This window comes from Bacillus sp. CH140a_4T (assembly GCF_008923725.1).
In the GTDB taxonomy this organism is placed as follows: Bacteria; Bacillota; Bacilli; order Bacillales; family Bacillaceae_G; genus Bacillus_A.
The window spans coordinates 663536-682605 of the sequence record NZ_WBPF01000021.1; the positions used below are offsets into that span (position 1 = coordinate 663536).

Genomic DNA, 19070 nt, shown 5'->3' on the forward strand with positions numbered 1-19070 from the left:
TGAACTTCTATAGACAATCTTTCTTACTAATTGAGAAGAATCCCTTTTTTCTTTTTATATTGTTAGATTCTTTTTGTATTAGCCCACTAACATATTTTAGTGGAACTCTTTTTTCGTTTATCCTTTACAGTTTTGGTGATTTTCTATTTTTAGACTGCTGCTCATACGCATACCCCATATTGAACAGTTCTTTCTCACCGAATTGCTTCCCGACAAACACTGCACCTACTGGCTCTCCATTGTTATCATATCCTGCTGGCACCGCTAATTCCGGATAGCCAGCTACAGCTGATAGAAGAACTTCTTCGTTGTTAATCATAACTAAAGCATCCAAACCCTTTTCTACTAAATATCTATCCAGCTCTTTTCTTGCATTATCTTGGCTCGTTTGCACTACTTTTTGAAACTCACCTTTCGTTATAGCAGATTTTTCAGATCCCTCAATTAATGTTTGTCCGTATTTTATTCGTCTATTACTATCCTTTTTATTAAACGCTATAATCTCTTCTAACGATTTTACCGGCACATCTTTTTGCTTTGAAAGAAAATCGTTAACATTATGTTTGAATTCATATTCTAATGTTTGTAGATTATCTACACCCTCAGCGTTTAACTGAATATCATCAGTCAAAATCGCACCTGCATCTTGAAGGTCTTTTCTTATCTTTTCTGCTACTTCCTTTCTATTCTCATCTTGTTGATCTATTGAAAAAAGAACCCCTATTTTTTTCCCTTTTAATCCGTCTATTGATAAATCCTTCGCATAATCCATTCTTTCTTGATCTTTCATTTTTTCTGTCATAGCATCTTTTTCATCATAACTTACCATTACGTTAAATAACGTTGCCGCATCCTTCACCGATTTTGCCATCGGTCCTGCTGTATCAAGTGTTTCAGCTAACGGAATAATACCTGATCTACTCACCATACCTAGCGATGGGCGTAATCCAACTACTGATTGCCGCGCTGCGGGTGCTACAATTGACCCAGTCGTTTCCGTCCCAATTGAAAGTGATGAAAAATCTGCCGTAACTACTGTAGCAGATCCAGAACTTGATCCCGATGTATCAAACGTAATCGGACCGTATGGATTCAAATTTTGTCCTTTTTTCCCACTATATCCGCTAGGCATTGTAAAGGATAAATAATTTGCCCACTCAGACATATTCGCTTTTCCTAAAACAAAAGCACCTTCTTCTTTCAACTTCTTCACGACCGTCGCATCTTCATCTGCAATCCAATCTTTTAACACATAAGTTCCCGCGCTTGTAGGCATCACCTTTTCCGTTTGTACATTATCTTTTACGATAACTGGCATGCCGTATAAGTTCGATTTCTTATTGAAAGACCTCTCTGTATCTAACTTTCGCGCTTCCTCCATTGCATTTGGATTAATCTCTGTAACAGCATTTAATGATATTCCATTTTGGTCATATTCTTGTATTCTAAAAAGATATATACTCGTTAATTCTTCATATGATAATTTCCCATCATCAATCATTTTTTGAAGCTCATCTACAGTCGCATTTACGACTTCTTTTTCTTTTATCTTTACGCTTTCTATGTTAATTCCTTTTAACTGGTTATGTATCGGTTTTAACACTCTATCTTTATCATATACGATACGCTCAGGTTCCTTTGGAAAATAATTTTTATACAAGTAATATCCTCCGGCACATGCCAACAGGACAATACCTCCAGCGATCGATAACGTTATCTTTACCCACTTCTTCATGTTGTTTCCTCCACTCTAAAAGTTGCTCAATTGTATGGAAAAAGAGAGTTATCCTTATAACTCTCTTTAATTAAAATGCTAAATGAAACAATGAAGAATTTCAATTTCATTACTTCTTTTTTTGCATTTGTTTCACTAATAATTCCTTCACTTGATTATACGTTAATCCTGAATCTTTATTTAAACGTTTTACTTCCTCAACATCGGTACCTACTACTGTATATTTTTTCTCATCATTCATTTTCCCACTTCCCTTTCTATTGCATTATTTCTAATATTTTTCCCCTAAACCTTTAGAAATTAATACAAATAAGGAAACTGTCCGAAATTCAACACCTAAGGGCAATTACGTAAGAGGAAACGATAAAAAAATGTCGAATGTATATACTTGTTGAATTTAAGGACTTGGAGGATACATTTTGAAAACATATGAGTTTAAACATAACATTCCAACATTAGAAGAGTACAAATATTTGTGTGATTCTGTTGGATGGACTGATTATATGAATTTTGATGTAGCGGATACTTCACTGAAGCATTCTATTCACTGCATCACAGTGAAAGATGATGAACAAATGATCGGCATGGGGAGAATTGTTGGCGATGGATCTATCTATTTTTATATTCAAGATATAGTAGTTCATCCGGATTATCAGAAACATGGTATCGGGAAAGAAATCATGCATCGTTTAGTTACATACTTACATGAAAACGCCCCTGATAAGGCGTTTGTCGGTTTGTTTGCATCAGAAGGTAAAGAATCGTTCTATGAAAAATTTGATTTTAAAGATTACTCACCAAACATGACGGGGATGTTTACTGTCATTTCAAAATAATAAACATAATAGATTTTTAATTGTAAGGAAAGACTTCGGTTCATATGAAGAAATTTTTGTTCTTGCAGTAAGAGTTTAACATTGCATACGAAAGGAGAGCACATATATGGATAATATGTACTCTCCTTTTATTTCACTCTTTATATATTAAATTTCTTAATAAAATTTCACTACATCTTCAGTAGGTAAGAATGTTCTTTCTCCTGGTTGTTCATTTGGCTCACCAAATGGCATTTGTCCTACTAAGCTCCACTCTGCTGGAATGTTCCAAGTTTCTTTCACTTCAGCATCTACGATTGGATTGTAGTGTTGTAATGATGCGCCAATTCCTTCAGCTGATAATAACATCCATACTGTATGTTGTAACATTGCATTTCCTTGATGAGACCAGAATGGGAACTGATCTTTATATAATGGTGCATTTTCTTGCATTTTTTCTACTGTCGCTTGATCTTCAAAGAATAACACAGTCCCAACACCTGTATGGAAACCTTTTAATCTTTCTACAGTCGCTTCAAAGTTTTCTGCTGGTACGCGGGCTCTTAGTGTTTCTTTAACAATATCCCAAAACTTTTCATGCTCTCCATCCATTAATACAACCATACGACCACTTTGCATATTGAAAGATGTTGGTGCGTGTAAAGCTGTTTGTAAAACTTCTTCAATTCTTTCTTTCGTAATTGCATCATTTTTTGTTACTTTACGAATAGAACGACGGTTCACGATTGCTTCTTTTAAGTTTGTTGTAGTTGCTGACATTTTAATTCCTCCAAATATTTGTTTTATAATTTATTTTGTTATTTCATAACAAGCGAATTAGCAATATCCATCTGTATTACATTGCATACCTTCAAATGAATTTGTTTTATCCTTTTCAATTTCTTTATCAATGACTCTTTGTAGCGTTTCTTTACTAGCAAGTCCTTGAATGACTTCATCTCCAATCATGACAGTTGGAACAGCCATAATATTCGCTTCATCATATGCGTGCTGAATTGCTTCTTGATGCTTTTCTTTATATTTACGAGTTACTAAAGCATCTTTAAATTCGGCTTCAGGAAGACCTACTTCTACCGCTAATTTTGTTAACACATCAATATCTTCAATGTTTTGTTCTTCTTGGAAAAAGGCCGTAAATACGCGGTGATGATATTCATTTCCAAGTCCACGCTCTTTCGCAAATTGACATCCTTCGAAAGCTAAATGTGTATATGGATGCGGTGAAACACGCGGCAAGCGCATATCGATTCCTAATTTCTTTGCTGTCGGAAGAATAAAAGCATCCCATGAACCTAATTTTTCTGGTTCATTCCATGGATCTATTTTTGAATATGGACTTGGACGTAATTCAAATGGCATCCATTCAATTTCCACATCTTTTTCTTTCGCTACTTCATCTAACGGACCTTTTGCTAAAAAACAAAATGGACATATAAAATCTGAGTATACTTTCATTTTTACAGTCATACTTTTACACCTTACCTTTATAGTTGTAATCAATTCAGTTACATTAATAGTAAAAAAATATAAATATGATTTAAGCATTCATTTTTTCTTGCAAAGTTTCAAACAAATGCCCCATCGTAATATTTCTCAAAACTTCTTCCATCGCGGATTGCGCTTGTATTAATATAACTTCTAACACCACTTGAATATTCGCTCCAATTGGACAATCTGGATTTGGTCGCTCGTGAATATGAAATAATTTATCCTCTTCCACTACATTCACTGCATGATATACATCCAACAATGTGATTTCATGTAAATCCTTTAATAATCCCGCACCACCTGGACCGCGATTTACATATACAAAACCCGCTTGTTTCAAATACGACATGATTTTGCGAATAACTACTGGATTCGTATTTACACTTTCAGCCATATAGTCTGAAGTACAAAGTGAAGATGGATTGTTTTTCAAAATAGATAAAATATGAACAGCTATAGAAAAGCGGCTACTAATTTTCATCTTGATCACCACCTCGATGTAATCATTATAGTTACAACTAAAAGATAAGTCAATCCTTTTCATAGATTTTTTATAAGTAAATTAAAAAGTGTCCCATTAATATATATGAGACACCTCTTTTTATTCTGCAAATAGCGCTTGAAATTCTTCAATAAATAGCTGCACAGCAATTGAAGAATCCTTTAATGAAGGAACAGCTAAAGCAATTTCTCTCCATACTTGTGGTTCCAGTTCTCTCGTTTGCACATTCTGTGGTAAATTCGTTAAAGATAATTGGGCTAATATTGCAATACCTAGCCCTTCTTGAATCATATTTAAAGCTGTAGTAACGGTCGATATTACATACTCAGCCCGAAGTGGTACGTTGGCTTGTTTAAACATATCAATAATGGGTGGTTCGTATCCTCCCTTACATAATATGATCGGTTCATTCTCTAAATCACTAATTGTAATAGAGTCCTTCTTACAAAGAGGATGATCATCTCTTAAGATAGCAACCATCTTTCCCTTCATTAATGGGACAATCTCCATATCTTTATTAGGCAAAATAACAATTCCTATATCAACAATCCTCGATACTAACCAATCTTCAACTTCTTTAATCGTCCCTTCACAAAGAACAACTTCTAAGTTCGGATACTTCTCCTTAAAATGATTTATCATTTTCGGTAAGAAATGTGCAGAAGCACTCGGAAAACTCCCAATTCGAATCGTCCCAACTTCGTGTCCTTTCTCCATCGCAACTTCTTGTTCAATCTTCTCTACACCGTTCAAAATCTCTCTAATATGTACAAGAATTCTGTTTCCTACATCCGTAACGATTAATCCTTTTCGTTTATCACGTATAAGAATCGTAACTCCTAACTCTGACTCAATACTTGAAATCGCATGACTTACAGCTGGCTGCGTCATATTTAACACCCGAGCTGCCTTCGTAAAACTACCTAGCTCAACAGTTTTTATTAATACTTGCAGTTGTGTAATGGTCATAACTAATCACTTATACTCCTTATAAAAAAGATTCATTTTATTTATTACAGTCGATATCATATCATAGTGAAATGAATAACAACAAGGAGGTCTTACCGTGACACAGCTTTCTCGAACTAAGACGGCCATCATCCTTACCTTTCTCGTTTTCATGTGGGGAATCAATTGGCCTTTATCTAAGTTTGCCCTGCATTATACACCACCCGTTTTATTTGCAGGCGTTCGAACTTTAATTGGAGGGTTCATTTTACTCCTGTTCGCACTACCGAAATATAAAGAGTTACACTTAAAAGAAACTTGGCATTTATACGTTATTTCTTCTTTACTTAACATCATTATATTTTACGGATTACAAACTGTAGGCCTTCAATATATGCCTGCTGGGCTATTTTCCGCCATCGTATTTCTACAACCAGTTTTACTCGGCATTTTCTCATGGATTTGGCTTGAAGAATCTATGTACGGCTTAAAAATTTTCGGGCTTGTTCTTGGATTTATTGGCGTAGGTGTTATTAGCTCTAGTAGTTTAACTGGACATATTTCTATTATCGGAATCCTTCTCGCGATAGGATGCGCTATTGGCTGGGCACTTGGAACAGTATTTATTAAGAAGACTGGGCACCGCGTTAATTCCATTTGGATGGTAACACTTCAGCTCATTATTGGTGGACTTTGCTTAATTGGATTTGGTTCAGAGTTTGAAAGCTGGTCTAGTATCGCTTGGAGTATACCGTTTGTTAGTGTACTACTCTTTATTTCATTCTTTGTTATTGCAATGGGGTGGCTTGCTTACTTCACACTCGTTGGAGCTGGTGAAGCAAGTAAAGTTGGGGCTTATACATTCCTCATTCCACTAATCGCTATTATTGTAAGTTCAATTTTCTTACATGAGGCCATTACCATTAGCTTATTCATCGGACTATTATTTATTGTGGTGAGTATTTGTTTCGTAAATATAAAGCCGAAAACACTTGCTGTAAGACAGCAGGTTGAAGTGAAATAAATATGAGAAAGAGCCTACTGTTTGTAGGCTCTTTCTTATTGTATGATGATACTTAAGTAATAAAAATATTACTTCTACTATACATGGATGAACTAACAATTCTAATCATAAGGGGGAATTATATGGTTTTACAGTATAAAGAATTTGGAGATTCAAGCTCTCCACTTATGGTTTTTATTCATGGGGGCGGAGTCAGTGGATGGATGTGGGACAAGCAAATTAAACATTTTACTAACTTTCACTGCCTTGTTCCTGATTTACCTGAGCAAGGAAAAAGCAGAAGTAAAGATCATTTCTCAATAAACTTTAGTGCTGAAAAAATCATAGAACTAATTGAAGAAAAAGGACAAGGGAAAACTGTTATAGTAATTGGGTTTTCATTAGGCGCTCAAGTATTAATTGCTATGCTAAGCATGAAACCAAACTTAATTCAATATGCTATGGTCAATAGCGCATTAGTTAAACCAATTCCTTTCGCTAAAACATTAATAAGCTCTCTTAGCTTAACCTACTTCTTAATAAAGAGTAAGAGATTTTCCAAAATACAAGCAAAATCAATGTACATAGATGAAACACAGTTTGATGACTATTATCATGACAGTTGCCAAATAAATAAAAATACGTTTGTAAGGATATTAGAAGAAAATATGTCGTTTACAATACCAAAAAGTTTCAAAGATGCTAATAGTAATATATTAGTAACTGTTGGAGACAAAGAAAAAAGAATTATGAAAGACTCAATGACTAAAATCCTTGAAAATAATACGAATTGCACAGGTATTATCATTCCTGATATTGGTCATGGAATCTCTTTAGCAAATCCCATTCTATTTAATACTATAATTGAAAACTGGCTCGAACATGATATCCTGCCGGAAGACTTAATACTTAATAATCGTCAATTAAATTCTATATATTATTACTAATCCATAGACGTAATAAAAAAGGTCTCATTATTTACGATGAGACCTTTCGATCTTACTTATTTTTTACGACGTACTACAAAAACACACGCACCTACCGACGATACAATCGCCAAAATAGATAAGACAATCGCTATCACTTGCATATTACTAGCACTTTCATTCTTTTCTACATTAAACACTTCACCATGTTCTCCTGTTAATGACGTAGCTTTTGCAATTGTAGTAAGTGAATGTGGTTTTTCGGCTTTTTCATCGCCTGTCCATTCAACAATTTCTCCATCTTTATATTGTTGATATGCATCCCAAGCTATTTTTTGTTCTTTATCAGGGTTTTTAGCGACGAAAGTAAATCGCTGAAACTGACCGGGTAAAATCCCTTCTCCTGTTGCTTCCCATACTACAGTTTTCACTTTTCCATCATTATCTTTTTGCTCTTCCACTTTCCATCCTGGCACTGGTTCATACTGTTGAAACTCTACTCCAGACGGAATTTTCAATGTAACTTTTGTCGTTGCTATATTCTTTTCAACTGGTACTTTTATCGTGTAAGTCTCCCAAGAGTTAACGTCCGAAGTTGCTGGTTTCACAGTAACGTGCGCACTAACAGGTAACGAAAAAATCCCCATTGCAATTATTGTTGCGATCATTGTTGTACCCAATTTTTTTATACGTTGCATTTTCTATTAGCTCCTCTTTATTTATATCTTCTCTTTATCTGCCGCCTACAATAAATTTATAATCCGTATCAAAGCTATCAAGAGATTTTGTTAATCCATGCACTTGTATATTCCAGTTTCCTGTCATGTTAATATACATACCTTCCGCTTCATATTCTCCTGGTGACACGGCTGAAACTTTAAATGAACCTTTTCCCATATTCATATCCAATGATTGCGTAGTTAAAATAATTTGCTCCATATCAGTAACAGGTTGGCCTTTCTCATCCTTTAAAGTGATATGGAATGTATTTTGTCCTACTTTATTAGGACTTACATGTAAAGTAAGTTCATATCCATTATCTAATTGCTTACTCTCTGTAAAAGGTCCAGTAGGAGGCATCGGCGGTGTTTGCACGTTTGTCATAAAAGCTACGATTACGAAAATGATTATTCCAATGATAAACTCTACTTTCACCGTAGCGCCTAATCCTTGCTGCGCTCTCATTTTCCCTTTCACATAATGAACAATTCCCAATATCCCCATGAAAATGAATAAAAGTATCTTCACTAATAAAGCTAATCCATACTTCGTATCAAATAACGAATGGATTGTTGGAATAAAGAATGTACTGTTAAAAAGACCTGTTATTAAAATCACGATGACTGCACCTGTTGCCCACGGTGAAAAACGCTTAATCATATCCCAATACATACTCCACTTGTCATCCTCTTTACGTAAAAGAAGAATAATGGATGATAGACCACCAATCCATAACGAAGCTGCGAATAAATGTAGAAAGTCCATAACGACCGCAATCTCTTTAAACTTTAAACCAAATGCATGACTATTAAAGGCTTTCATAACAAGTATCCCAATAAACAATACTATCGGAATGCTCCAAACTTTAAACGACGATAGCTTCTCGCACTTCATCGCAAAATACGTAACGATTATAAGTAAACTAATAAGAGTCATTTGAGTGAGCCATACGTAACTAAAAACAGAGAGATGTAATGTTTCTTTTAATAGTAAAGGATCGAATGCTTCGAGCCATGAAACATCAGCATTTATTTTCGCTTGCAGTGGTAGATTGAATAGTAAACTAATGAATATCCCAATTAATGAGATCCATATTATTTTTTTGCTTCTTGATCGAACCGAGATTGCATTCCCTTTGTACATAATAAGATTAAAAAATAGCACTCCTATAAACATGGAGAAACTTGTATATAAAATTCCACGTTCCATAATCATATCTATTTGCGGGACATACCCCATCTCTTCTACTTGTACATCGTCCGCTCCCACTTCTGCTGATCCAATTCGGAACGGAATCACTCCTTGAATGGGATGCCCGTCAGCTGAAATCACTTTCCACTGAATAGAGTAGAGTCCGTTTTTCAAGTTTTCTTTTAACCCTACTTCTAATAACTTTTTATTTTCTTTATCAATATGAGCATTTTTCAAATCCACTCTTGTACCTGATGTATCTCTTACAAACAATGTATTAAAATGCGAAACTTGTATATCCTCATCGAATTCAATTTTCACAACAGCTGGTGCTTTCTTCAGTGTTTCATTTTCAGCAGGGTTTGATTTCACAATGTACGCATGAGCAGATGCACTTTTCGGCATCGATATGATAAGCACACATGCAATTAATAACCACGCCCCTAACCTTCTCATTACATTCACGCTCATTTCACTTCTTTCTTCCACATCACTATATTTTCATTTCTTTAACTTCCCAAGTTTAATTCTCCGACGAAATATTAACCTGATTAAATATAAAGTGAAACTTTAATCAGTGGGGGTTTTCTTCATCCCCCACTGATTATTAGTTGAACCAATCGGACTTTAATGGGCAGTTGATCCCCCACCTAACTTCTTTGCTTTCGCTGAATTTTGGGGTGGGGGTCTTACTGCCCATTAAAGCGGGATAAATTTCTATACAATATAACTCTTTAATTCTCTCTCACCTCTTAACTTCCAATACAATAGTAACTACCTTCATAGATACAACTTACATTTTTAAAGCCGATTGTTATTATATCATAAAATATATTTATGTAAGTTGCTGAAGAAGAAAAGTTATCGTGAATCATTTGTGAAGAAACTGTGAAATACATACATAAAAAAAGGCATTACGTTATTACGTAATACCCTTCTTCCATCATAAAATTTCTTTACTTCTCTTCTGGATAATCACAATACTCAATGATTGTTCCCTCTGTATCCGCTGGGTTAAGATATATTAATCTTCTACCGTGCTTATTAATTCGAAGTGTATGCTCTAACGTTCGAATACCTTGTTCTTTTAACTCTTCTAAAGCTACATCTAAATCATCAACACGATACGCAACGTGATGAACACCTTTACCTTTTTGTTTAATAAAGCGCGCTATTGGAGATGTCGTATTATTCGTCGGTGCAAGTAATTCAATTCTATCTCCATCCACTTCAAGAATGGCTACTTCGCTTTCAACCCCAGGAGCTTCACTTACATAACGGTCTATTAAAGTTCCTAACAACACCTTTTCATAAAAACGTATCGTACTATCTATATCTCGAACTGCGATGCCGATATGATCAATTGTTTTTTTCATTTTATTTCCCCTACTACTTTATTTTTTCTCATTATTAATAGTAACAAAAAAAGTTATAGAAACAAATCTATAACTTTTTTCATTTAACCTATTTTCTTATTCGTACTTGCTGCTGGTTGAACTTGATTTTTTGCTTTCATAACGCTAATGCCGAACCCGATCAATCCGCCAATTACTGCTGGTAAAATCCAACCTAATCCAACTGCATGCATTGGAAGTAGTTTAGTAAGAAGGTTATTCACTACTTCTAACTTCAGACCAGCTGCATTCAATCCATCAAACATACTTACAATAAATGTTATGAACAAGCTACCTTGATACACTTCTGCTCGTCCTTTAAACAACGGGTGAAGAAGTGTTAGGAAAATTAATACAATTGCTAATGGATAGATTGCGATTAATACTGGAACAGAAATTGCGATTAACTGTGTTAAGCCTACATTTGCTACAACTGCACTGAACACTGATAATACAATTGCAATCTTTTTATACGAAACATTCGGGAATAACTTATGGAAATATGATGAACAAGCTGAGATAAGTCCTACGCTAGTTGTTAAACAAGCTGCTATAACCATTACCCCTAACATGACTCCACCATATGACCCGAAATAATAATTTGAAACTTTCGCTAATACTGCACCACCATTATCTAAATGTCCAAGTTTCTCAACACTTGAAGCGCCCATAAAGGATAGAGATGTATAAATTACTGCTAATATAGCAGCTGCAATAAACGTTGATTTTGTACAAACAATCATAATATCTTTTTTCGTTTTTGCACCTTTTTCTTTAATCGCATTGATAATAATGATACCAAATACGAATGATGCTAACGTATCCATTGTTAAATATCCTTCTTGGAATCCTTTAAAGAACGCATGTGATGTATATGCCTCTGCAGGTGCTTGCATTTCTCCCATTGGGTTCATAAAAGCAAATACTACTAACGCTCCGATAAACGTTAACATAATTGGAGTCAAGATTTTTCCTACAATATCGACAATTTTCGCAGGATTTAGCGAAAAAAAACAAGTAATGCTAAAGAATATAATTGTAAAAAGAATTAATGCTGAAGAACCCATAGCTTCTGGCACAAAAGGTTTAATTCCAATTTCAAAAGAAACACTACCTGTTCTTGGAATAGCGAATAACGGACCAATTGCTAAATATAAAACTGTCGTAAATACAATTCCGAATACTGGATGCACGCGGCTTGCTAACGATTGTAAATCCTCTTTACCTGAAATACCAAATGCTAATACTCCTAGTAACGGTAAACCAACACCTGTTACTAAAAATCCAGCGTTAGCAATCCATACATTCTCTCCTGCCGATTGACCAAGCATTGCCGGGAATATTAAATTTCCTGCTCCAAAAAATAGTGCGAATAACATCAATCCAATAACTACTATGAACGAAAATGGTACTTTGTTCGTCATAATATAACCTCCATTCCAATCCTTTTATCTCATTTCCATTTTTAACTAATTGAATTTTCTGAATATTTAACTTAAGTATCAACTATTCTTGACCTCATTATAGTTTGAAATATAATATTTTGCAATACTATTTTCAAACTTTTCTTTTATTTTATAAATATACATTTTTTAACATAGAAATAGACTAAAAAACCAACATGGTCATCCATGTTGGTTTTTTACATTTACTATCAATTAAAATTTTGCCGCTACTTTTTTAACGTTCTCTAAACCTTCTTCAACAATTTGTTGTGAACGATCTGGATATTGATTGTGCCCTTCAATTACAACAGTCTCTGGATTTGTAATTCCCCAGAACCCAAGCACATTCGTTACATAATTAACGGCCATTTCCATAGGAGCCATTTGTTCTGAAGAGTAATCTGAACCACGTGCACCTAATACAACGACTTTCTTATCACCAGCTAAACCTACTGGGCCATTTGCTGTATATTTAAATGTTTTTCCAGCTTGAGATAAGTATGAAATATATGTGATTAATGGCGCTGGTACTGTGAAGTTCCATAGTGGAAAGGCAAATACAACTTTATCAGCTTCTAAAAACTGATTTAAATATTGATCTACCGTAGCTACAGCCTTCTCTTCTTCTGCTGTTAACTCCATTCCTTGACTACGTTTGTATCCACCTGAAATAGCGATATTTCCGTAATACGGAAGATCTAATGCGAATAAATCTAACTCCGTAATTTCTGTATTTGGGTTCGCTTCTCTATAAGCACTTACAAATGTTTCATACATTCTTGAACTAACTGCTTGCTCCGCTGGACGATCGTTCGCTTTTACAAATAATACTTTTGACATTGTTTTATTCTCCTCTACTTTTGTATTTTCTTCCTTTTTACCAAATAACGAGCTAAATAACCCCATTTTCTTCACCTAAGCTTTCTTGTCATATTCATTATTCATCATCATAAAAATTCTTATTCTAATAATAAGTTCCAATAGATACCTTAAGTATAAAAACAAAAAACTTTTTGTTATTTAATTACCTTATGTAAGTGATTGTAATACAGTTACTTACTTTAGTCAAGTAACTTTAAACAAAAAAATAATATCTCGAATTAAAAATAATGACCACAATTCAATTCATACACCCATTGTAACTTTATTGTTTGTATAATGGATGTAGAGAGGGCAATTCATATTTAGAAAGGATTTACTCATGAGCACTATAGAAAAGATTCAAACTTTTATTATTCTTTTTGCTGTTACATGCGGCATCGTACTCGGACAATTTAATTTGATACATATGTATGCAGAGCAATTTATTGTCCCCTTCTTATTTTTCATGCTGTATGGATTATTCCTCAGCATTCCATTGAAAGAAATAAAAAATGGATTCCGTAATTTAAAATTCGCTGGAACGAGCCTTACTATTAATTTTGTATGGACACCTTTACTCGCTTGGGGGTTAGGAGCACTATTTCTTTCAGATCACCCAGCACTTTGGGTTGGATTTATTATGTTAATGGTTACTCCATGTACAGATTGGTACTTAATCTTTACTGAAATAGCGAAAGGAAATGTAGCACTTTCTACTGCTATTTTGCCTGTAAATTTAATATTGCAAGTACTACTCCTTCCCATTTATTTATTTTTATTTGCTGGTGTCATGAAGACTGTAGCGGTTTCTGTTTTAGTAAAAAGTATTGTTATCGTAATTGTCTTACCATTTGTACTTGCACACGCTACAAAGTTCATTATGAATAAACTGAAAAAAGCTGAAACACTCGAGAATACACTCATTCCGTTTTTCAGCTCTGCGCAAATTGTATTTTTAAGCTTAGCAATCGTAGCGATGTTTGCATCACAAGGTAAATATTTACTACAGAATATGAATGTCGTTTTCCTATTACTCATTCCTGTTCTATTGTTCTTCCTCATTAACTTTGTACTCGGTCAATTTATCGGACGCATGATGCGTTTATCCTATAAAGATACAGTTAGTCTAAGCTTAACAACATTAGCAAGAAACTCGCCTGTTGCACTCGCTATTGCTGTAACAGCTTTTCCAGACGAACCTCTTATTGCACTTGCACTCGTTATTGGACCGTTAATTGAACTACCAGTACTTGCTTGCGTTTCACAAGTGTTGTTACTTATTAAGAAAACAAAGCAATATACATAATAAAAAAACGTCCCAAAGTAGGACGTTTTTTATTTTCGAGAACTTATAGAAGTAACGATAATTATCGGCTCTAAGGATTTTATACGTGATAGAAAATTAGCTTGTCGTTACATTTACAATGTCTTTCTAATTAAAAAATTATAGGAAAAGTAAATATTACGAAAGCTGCCCAAATTCCGTAGATTGGCAAATACTTCGTAACGGCATCTTGGATAGCTGTCGGTCCTGATTTGTTTTGTAGAAAACGCATATAGGAGAACATAATCCAAATGAGATTTGCCCAAATCAGTATGTTTACGCCTAAAACAGCAAGTCTATTAGGTGTAATCCCGTAAGAAGAAAGTCTAAATACGATAGCTGACAAAGCTACAGTATCAATAATAAGTGCCAAAACAATTAAGGCAAAGTTTATATAATCTGAAATGCTCTTTTTCTCGTCTGACTCACTCTCAACGATAGAAAATATAGTAACAGCCAATACACCAAGGAGTATTACGTTGAAGGCCATAAGGAAATTACGATCCAAGAATGGATTTTTCGCGACCCAAATTACCGTTATAAGATAAATAAACAATGTGATCAGAACGAGAGGACTAAAAATTTTAGCTATATATGGTGTAATATTTTTAGCAAGTTTAAGATTCAATGATACTAAGTATGCAGCCACTACAGCGAGAGCGGCAGCTCCAAATAATACAACATTACTAAAATAGAATTCTCCTATATCCAAGTCAACAAAGCTAAATAACTTCATCGTGAATACTGCTAGTATCATTCCGCTCACTGCCATGCTCGCGTAGAGAAGACAATATTCTAAATTAAATTTTATATAAGCTAATCTTGTACTGCCTTTTGAATATTCATTTCCCGTAAACGCAAGTCCCAATAAGACCCATAACAATATAGGAAGATGTAAATACGCAAGGATACTGCTGTCTTTATAATTTAATGGCAACATATTAAGATACAACCCGGCAATTAGGAACAACGCTGCAAGGAAATAAATAATACTTTTTTTCGGAGTATTATTGTAAATAAAATAAGCAGCAATAAAGGGAATTACACCAAAAGCCAAGTTAATTGGAGCAATTGCTTCCTGCTCGACAAAGTGGAAAATGATTCTAGTGCTTAGGCCAGCTAGAATTGCTAACATGCCCATGAATAAGAAACCTTTTTGAAACAACGATTTTTTTTCGTTATTTGCCGTCTCCTTGAAATGCAACCTTTCATACCAAGCAGCTAGAACCTCCGAATCAGGGTTTTCATCCCATGCTTGTGAGAATGACTTTTTAAAAGCTTTTGGGTCTTTTCTATACATTCTCTCCAACTCATGAGGATTATCCATATTTTCAATAATCAAATTGTGATTGTTCATAGTTTTACCTCCTCTAATAAAAAACAGCGTTGTTACCTTTCTATAAAAAGCACCTCACTGATTTATCATGATATTGATTTTAATACAAAATTTATTGTTTTACAATAAATAATTATCAATTATAAAGATTTTTTTATTGTATATTTTATTTCAAATAAAAATAAATAGTACTACTTATTCAAAAAAATATCCTATAGAATAGACTTTTTCAAGTGTCTATTCTATAGGATACAGTTTAATTATCATATTTTTTTATTTGTTGAAACTACTTAATTCTCAAACACAAAATTCATCTTATTATCTTTCCACTCTAACATCGCATCAAACGTTTTCTCGCCTTTTTTAAAGCCTTTAATTAAATCGGTCTTTTCACCTTTTAAGAGCTTTGTCATATTCTTTTGCGAAATTGTTTTACTTAATATCTTCTTTGAGATGGTAAAATCACATTGCGTTGTATTGTAGTTTGAACAACCGTAAAACGTTGACTTATCAATCACATCGCCATCACATTTTTTACAGCTACCAACCTTTTTACCTGTTGTAAATTTCGATCCTTTTCGCTCAATCGATTCAACATGTAATCCAGTGAAATCCCATTTCTCCGACATTTCCACTGCATCTTCAATAATTTTAGCTGATAGCTTTTTCGTTTGTTCCATAAATGTAGCTGGTGAAGCTGTGCCTTCACCAATTTCCGCAAGGCGTTGCTCCCATTTCGCTGTCATTTCTGGTGAAGCTAGTATTTTATCACCGATTGCGGTAATTAATACTTTCCCTTTATCGGTTGCATACACTTGGTTTTTCTGCACATCTATATATTTACGGTCTTTCAGCATCGTAATAATACCTGCACGCGTTGCCTCTGTGCCTAAACCTTCTGTTTTCTTTAATACTTTCTCCAGCTCTTCATTCTCTAAATACTTACCGGCTGTTTTCATTAACGTAATAAGTTGTCCTTCTGTATAGCGCTTCGGTGGCTGTGTTTTTCCTTCTTTCACTTTCACCTTTACAACTTTTCCTTGTTCACCTTCAGCTACAATTGGGAGAATTGTTTCATCATCTTTATCATCTTGGAAAATTACTTTACGCCATCCTTCTTGAATCTGCTGTTTTCCTTTTGAAATGAATTCAGCACGTTCATCTACAAGAGTTGTAATCGTTGTGTAGTCAAAGATTGCTACTTCATAATGCGCCGCAATCAATCTTCTTACGATCATATCGTAAATTTTCTTTTCATCACCTGATAGTTTGCTTGGATTTGTAACTTGCTCTGTCGGAATAATAGCGTAGTGATCTGTAACTTTTTTTTCATTCACATAACGCTTATTATTCATAATCGATTCAACTGGAGCTGGTAATAACCCTTTATATTCATCAAACTGACTTAATTTCTGTAAAATATCAGGGAACGTCGCTGCTTCTCCTTGTGTAACATAGTTAGAATCCGAACGCGGATAAGAAACTATCCCTTTTTGATATAGTGCTTGTGTTATATCAAGCGTCTTTTTCGGTGAAAATTTAAAAGCTTTATTAGCTGTCGCTTGCAGTGCTGATAAATTAAATAAAAACGGCGGCTGAAACTCTTTACGCTCCGTTTTCATTTCCTTCACTACTGCCGGTTTCCCTTGGCAAAATGCCGCAATTTTATTTGCCATATCAGGGTCTTTTAAGCGGGATTCACTATCCTTCTCCCATTTCCCCTCATACTTCTTTCCTTCTATATTAAAGGTTGCGAACACTTCCCAAAACGGCTCAGACTTAAAGTTTTCTATTTCTTTTTCACGCTTTACGATTAATGCAAGTGTCGGTGTTTGTACACGACCAGCTGAAAATACATCATTCATTCCTTTTTTCTTTAGCAAAATACTAAAGACACGCGATGCATTCATACCAACGACCCAATCCGCACATGACCTTGTATACGCCTCATAGTACGTATTGATTGTATCTGATTCATCAAGCAAGTTTTTAAACCCTTGATAAATAGCTTGTTTCGTTAAAGATGAAATCCAAAGACGCTTCATCGGCTTTTGCACGTTACAAAGATTAATAATGTTTCGTACGATTAATTCCCCTTCACGCCCAGCATCGCCCGCGTGAATAATCTCTGTTACCTGAGGATTATGTAACAGCTGTTTCACAACATTAAATTGCTTATACTTTGACTTTGTTACTTCAAATTGAAAACGCTCTGGAATCATCGGTAACGTATTAAGTGACCATTTTTTCCACTCCGCGTGATAATGCTCTGGATTACATAACTGCGTCAAATGACCAATTGCCCATGTACAGTACGCTCCATTTGGAAATAACTCATTCGCTTCTACTTCTAAATATCCATCTTTCCGTCGATATTTAAACTGTGAAACAAGAGCCAAACCTTGATCTGGTTTCTCGGCAATAATTAATTTCATTTTATAACTCCCTATCTGTATTCCAGTGTTACTTTCATTGTATATCTGTTTAGAGGCGATGATAAAACAACAATCTTATTTATCATTCGCGGTTTGTCTCGCAAATGGGAGACCTATAATATTATACGCTTATTCTTTATGGCTTCACAATAGAAACTCATTATAAAACAATTTCTTTCACATGCTTACAAATAAAAAAGACGCTCAAAAAATCTAGCGCCTACTTGTTTACATTTATTAAATTGTGCAGATAATTTGCAGATATAAATAAGCATAAGTTCTCTCCATTTGAACATATGATGAAATGAACGATAGGACAGGGAGGTATCATAATGTTTGCTTACACATTAACCACCTTAACACTTTGTTGTATCTCGATTCTTATCACATCATATATTTCCAAACGTAACGGTACCCTAATGGAGTATATGGTATTTATTATGTCTTTTAGTATGAGTCTTGGTTTAAGTATAGGTTTTTATTTAGGTATTCTTTTTAAAGGAGAATTACTATATTCTACGTTGCTCGCCATTTTGATTAGTGGTTGCATCGGTTTTCTAATCGGTCTACGGTTTCACCTATTTACTGCTTTAGAAGGAATGTTCTCTGGATTAATGGCGAGTATGATGGGAGCAATGATTACAGAAATGTTAAACACTCAACAAGCCCATAGTATACTATTGATTAGCCTTTTACTTACTATAACGATAACTATGTCATGTATGATCCAGCTTTTATCAGACACATTTACTACTTATACCCGTCGTTGTTTTCTATTATTACTCTCAATTGGCGCTGTAATTATCCTGACTGTATTCGTAACGTTCCCAGAGCATACGCCAATCTCTTCCACAGAAGAACAACATAAACATTAGCATCTATAATCGATTTCATTAATTTTATTTCTGAACTGATGAAGATAAAAA

At 34.5% G+C, this 19070-nt stretch carries 18 protein-coding genes; 5 read left to right on the plus strand and 13 right to left on the minus strand.

The genetic code is table 11. The features are described from left to right. Nucleotides 1-124: 124 nt before the first annotated feature. The gene (locus F8162_RS25165) at nucleotides 125-1735 is read right to left on the minus strand and encodes an amidase family protein (protein WP_151630798.1); all 1611 of its coding nucleotides are present in this window, start codon (nucleotides 1733-1735) and stop codon (nucleotides 125-127) included. A gap of 109 nt (nucleotides 1736-1844) precedes the next feature. Next, nucleotides 1845-1976, minus strand: coding sequence for a hypothetical protein (locus tag F8162_RS29280; RefSeq protein ID WP_048527332.1), 132 nt, complete (start codon nucleotides 1974-1976; stop codon nucleotides 1845-1847). 178 nt (nucleotides 1977-2154) lie between these two features. Between F8162_RS29280 and F8162_RS25170 the strand changes: the two genes are divergently transcribed. Beyond that, nucleotides 2155-2571: a GNAT family N-acetyltransferase gene (locus F8162_RS25170; RefSeq protein ID WP_151630799.1), complete on the plus strand. Its 417-nt coding sequence runs from the start codon at nucleotides 2155-2157 to the stop codon at nucleotides 2569-2571. Nucleotides 2572-2727: 156 nt separating this feature from the next. On the opposite strand, the gene F8162_RS25175 is transcribed toward F8162_RS25170, so the two are convergent. The 4 genes from F8162_RS25175 to F8162_RS25190 form a co-directional block, all read right to left on the minus strand. Beyond that, nucleotides 2728-3330: a nitroreductase family protein gene (locus F8162_RS25175; RefSeq protein WP_076536822.1), complete on the minus strand. Its 603-nt coding sequence runs from the start codon at nucleotides 3328-3330 to the stop codon at nucleotides 2728-2730. 57 nt (nucleotides 3331-3387) lie between these two features. Beyond that, nucleotides 3388-4038 carry a DsbA family oxidoreductase gene (locus F8162_RS25180; RefSeq protein WP_000216675.1) on the minus strand — a complete coding sequence of 217 codons (651 nt, stop codon included), beginning with the start codon at nucleotides 4036-4038 and terminating at the stop codon, nucleotides 3388-3390. Nucleotides 4039-4108: 70 nt separating this feature from the next. Beyond that, nucleotides 4109-4540 (minus strand): Rrf2 family transcriptional regulator, encoded by a 432-nt coding sequence (locus tag F8162_RS25185; protein WP_151630800.1) that lies wholly within the window; start codon nucleotides 4538-4540, stop codon nucleotides 4109-4111. A 120-nt stretch (nucleotides 4541-4660) separates the two neighbouring features. Beyond that, nucleotides 4661-5530, minus strand: a complete 870-nt coding sequence (locus tag F8162_RS25190) for a LysR family transcriptional regulator (protein ID WP_151630801.1) — start codon at nucleotides 5528-5530, stop codon at nucleotides 4661-4663. A gap of 97 nt (nucleotides 5531-5627) precedes the next feature. Between F8162_RS25190 and F8162_RS25195 the strand changes: the two genes are divergently transcribed. Both F8162_RS25195 and F8162_RS25200 read left to right on the plus strand, forming a co-directional pair. Further along, complete coding sequence (locus F8162_RS25195) at nucleotides 5628-6533, plus strand: DMT family transporter (RefSeq protein WP_000192802.1); 906 nt, start codon at nucleotides 5628-5630, stop codon at nucleotides 6531-6533. 122 nt (nucleotides 6534-6655) lie between these two features. Beyond that, on the plus strand, nucleotides 6656-7459 hold the full coding sequence (locus tag F8162_RS25200) for an alpha/beta fold hydrolase (protein ID WP_151630802.1): 804 nt from the start codon (nucleotides 6656-6658) through the stop codon (nucleotides 7457-7459). Between the two features lie 56 nt (nucleotides 7460-7515). Here the strand turns inward: F8162_RS25200 and F8162_RS25205 are convergent, their stop codons facing one another. The 5 genes from F8162_RS25205 to F8162_RS25225 form a co-directional block, all read right to left on the minus strand. Further along, nucleotides 7516-8136, minus strand: coding sequence for a YcnI family protein (locus F8162_RS25205; RefSeq protein ID WP_151630803.1), 621 nt, complete (start codon nucleotides 8134-8136; stop codon nucleotides 7516-7518). Nucleotides 8137-8170: 34 nt separating this feature from the next. Next, entirely contained in the window at nucleotides 8171-9820 is a 1650-nt protein-coding gene (locus tag F8162_RS25210; protein WP_151630804.1) for a copper resistance CopC/CopD family protein, read from the minus strand. 485 nt (nucleotides 9821-10305) lie between these two features. Further along, nucleotides 10306-10725, minus strand: a complete 420-nt coding sequence (locus tag F8162_RS25215; protein ID WP_000750833.1) for a VOC family protein — start codon at nucleotides 10723-10725, stop codon at nucleotides 10306-10308. A gap of 83 nt (nucleotides 10726-10808) precedes the next feature. Continuing rightward, nucleotides 10809-12167: a branched-chain amino acid transport system II carrier protein gene (gene brnQ / locus F8162_RS25220; RefSeq protein ID WP_151630805.1), complete on the minus strand. Its 1359-nt coding sequence runs from the start codon at nucleotides 12165-12167 to the stop codon at nucleotides 10809-10811. A 234-nt stretch (nucleotides 12168-12401) separates the two neighbouring features. Then, entirely contained in the window at nucleotides 12402-13094 is a 693-nt protein-coding gene (locus F8162_RS25225) for an FMN-dependent NADH-azoreductase (RefSeq protein ID WP_151630806.1), read from the minus strand. Nucleotides 13095-13389: 295 nt separating this feature from the next. Here F8162_RS25225 and F8162_RS25230 point away from each other — a divergent pair, with 295 nt between their 5' ends. Further along, nucleotides 13390-14355, plus strand: coding sequence for an arsenic resistance protein (locus F8162_RS25230; RefSeq protein WP_151630807.1), 966 nt, complete (start codon nucleotides 13390-13392; stop codon nucleotides 14353-14355). Nucleotides 14356-14485: 130 nt separating this feature from the next. Here F8162_RS25230 and F8162_RS25235 read toward each other — a convergent pair whose 3' ends face one another. Then, complete coding sequence (locus F8162_RS25235; protein WP_151630808.1) at nucleotides 14486-15730, minus strand: DUF4153 domain-containing protein; 1245 nt, start codon at nucleotides 15728-15730, stop codon at nucleotides 14486-14488. A gap of 269 nt (nucleotides 15731-15999) precedes the next feature. After that, nucleotides 16000-18144 carry a DNA topoisomerase III gene (topB, locus tag F8162_RS25240; RefSeq protein ID WP_151630809.1) on the minus strand — a complete coding sequence of 715 codons (2145 nt, stop codon included), beginning with the start codon at nucleotides 18142-18144 and terminating at the stop codon, nucleotides 16000-16002. Between the two features lie 332 nt (nucleotides 18145-18476). Between topB and F8162_RS25250 the strand changes: the two genes are divergently transcribed. Continuing rightward, nucleotides 18477-19019, plus strand: a complete 543-nt coding sequence (locus tag F8162_RS25250; RefSeq protein WP_151630810.1) for a hypothetical protein — start codon at nucleotides 18477-18479, stop codon at nucleotides 19017-19019. Nucleotides 19020-19070 lie beyond the last annotated feature (51 nt).